General features: G+C 43.8%; 5 protein-coding genes. 3 read left to right on the top strand and 2 right to left on the bottom strand.

The features are described 5' to 3' along the window. On the bottom strand, positions 1-295 hold a 295-nt coding region (locus JAO78_RS16570), incomplete at its 3' end, for a type II toxin-antitoxin system RelE/ParE family toxin (protein ID WP_226752471.1). Beyond that, complete coding sequence (locus JAO78_RS16565) at positions 292-534, bottom strand: type II toxin-antitoxin system ParD family antitoxin (RefSeq protein WP_189484258.1); 243 nt, start codon at positions 532-534, stop codon at positions 292-294. The genes JAO78_RS16570 and JAO78_RS16565, both read right to left, overlap by 4 nt. A gap of 160 nt (positions 535-694) precedes the next feature. On the opposite strand from JAO78_RS16565, the gene JAO78_RS16560 reads away from it, so the two are divergent. The 3 genes from JAO78_RS16560 to tnpB all read left to right on the top strand — a co-directional run. Next, on the top strand, positions 695-1,003 hold the full coding sequence (locus JAO78_RS16560) for a DUF6984 family protein (protein WP_226752470.1): 309 nt from the start codon (positions 695-697) through the stop codon (positions 1,001-1,003). Positions 1,004-1,449: 446 nt separating this feature from the next. Next, the gene (gene tnpA, locus JAO78_RS16555; RefSeq protein WP_226752469.1) at positions 1,450-1,734 is read left to right on the top strand and encodes an IS66 family insertion sequence element accessory protein TnpA; all 285 of its coding nucleotides are present in this window, start codon (positions 1,450-1,452) and stop codon (positions 1,732-1,734) included. 2 nt (positions 1,735-1,736) lie between these two features. Then, positions 1,737-1,944: IS66 family insertion sequence element accessory protein TnpB (gene tnpB, locus JAO78_RS16550; protein ID WP_226752468.1), on the top strand; the 208-nt coding region annotated here is incomplete at its 3' end.

The following is a 1,944-nucleotide window of genomic DNA, read 5'->3' as shown; positions in this document are numbered from 1 at the left end:
CGCCAAGTATCGGATTAACATCCATACTCTTATGAAGAATACGGATGATTTTAATTTGTTGACTGCCGATCTGTTGATAAAAGATAACGTGGCTACCTTGAGGGAATTTACGATATCCGATTCTGATTTCATCGCATGTTTTACCGATGTCGGGGTTTTCTGCTAAAAGCCAAAATGAATCATCAAATTGTTTTAAATAGATATTTCGTTGCTCTTTTCCCCAGCGACGCTGGGTAAATAATGCGATATCTCGCAAATCGGTTTTAGCAGCAACGGTGAGATTAAATGGCTTCATCGAGAGTTTTCACTATCAAGTTCATTGATAAAGCTATCGAGGTCATATTCTGCGTCACCGCTTTGTTCGCCTTCGACAAGTAGTTGACGAAGTGAGTTAAGTTTGGTTTCTTGGTTTTCGAGTAAGCGTAGCGCTGAGCGAATGACTTCACTCGCTGAGCCGTAACGCCCACTTTGGATCTGGCTTGCAATAAAGCCCTCAAAGTGTTCTCCAATAGTTATACTTGTGTTCTTGGCCATGTGCAGCTCTCCGGATACCAAAAGTTACCTAATTATGGTATTAAGTGCGGTTGTGAGCAAGGCGCATAACAAACAAATTTTATCGCCAGCAAAAAGCGCTGGCTGCGATGTCAACCCGCTGCGCGGCTTTCCGCGCTAAATTTGGGCGTTATGAGTTTTGATGATGCGTACCCCAACGACCGGTGAAGTAAGAATTCTTCAGAAATTATTTGAGCGGGCAGCGATACCGTTTGATGCAGAATTATTGTTGGTGGATTCAATGGACGACGGCGGTATGGGTAGCTTAAAAATTGGGATAGCTCATTCTGAACGTAGCTTTGGCTCAGTATGTGCAGAGTTAGAATTTAACGATGATGATGGCAAACCAGTGCTATTTTCGTTGTATCTGGACACAGCTGGTAACCCTTATGAAATGGATGCTTTTAAGAGTGATTATAGTGAAACAACCATGCTCAAAAACAACTCATAACAAGGCGCATCACTCGCGGCCTGCAGCCGCTGGGACGTCAAACGCTAAAGCGTTTTTCCGCCCGTGTGCTTTGCGTTAGAAGGCCATTGAATGAGTCCTGTGAAAAAGTACATTCAATTGATAAATGACTCTTCAATCCAGGCTACGGGCTTAGTTTTACTTTTGCCACCGGCTATTGTGGCGTATCTACTTTTTCCGGAAGTGGAATATACAGCGTTACTGATCGTTTCTGGCTTTATATGCATCGTTATCTCATTCGTGCATTTGCTCATTGGAATACATGCACTAATTAAAAAAGAGTTTGAGAGCGTTCTTATTTTTTTACTTATGCCTTTAGGCATGTTTTGCTTCGTGATTTATTTGTAAGCGTAACGCCAACCACACATTCCTATCCTAACTGATCAACATTACCCTGTCTGCCTCTTTAAATTATCAGGGTAATCATCATGAAACGCACTAAAGAACAATGGCTGGCCTTATTCGCCGAGCAAGCCCAAAGTGGCCTTACTCAAACGGCATTTGCTAAACGACAAGGGATTATCCCGACCTATTTCAATCTCCGTAAACGCCAGTTGTTGGCTCATCAGAATGATGACACCGGTTTCATTGAATTAGCACCACAAAGCTCGCCACTGGCCCGGCATATCCTGCTACGCAAGCGTGATATGGAATTGCAACTTCCAGCAGGGACGGATGCACTCTGGTTAGCCGCCTTGCTCAGAGCACTTTGACTATGAAAATGTTCCTCGATGTGCCTAAGGTCTATTTGCATAAACAGCCGGTCGATTTTCGCAAATCCATTAATGGCTTATCGTTGCTGGTCGAGCAAGAGATGCAGATCTCGCCATTTAGCGGTGCACTATTTGTGTTCTGCAATCGGCAGCGTACTCGGTTAAAAGTGCTGTACTGGGATAGCACTGGGTTTTGTCTGTGGTACAAGC

Source organism: Alishewanella maricola (assembly GCF_016343785.1).
GTDB lineage: Bacteria > Pseudomonadota > Gammaproteobacteria > Enterobacterales > Alteromonadaceae > Alishewanella > Alishewanella maricola.
The sequence above is the reverse complement of the archived record's forward strand: the minus strand, read 5'-3'. Positions and strand labels throughout refer to the sequence as shown.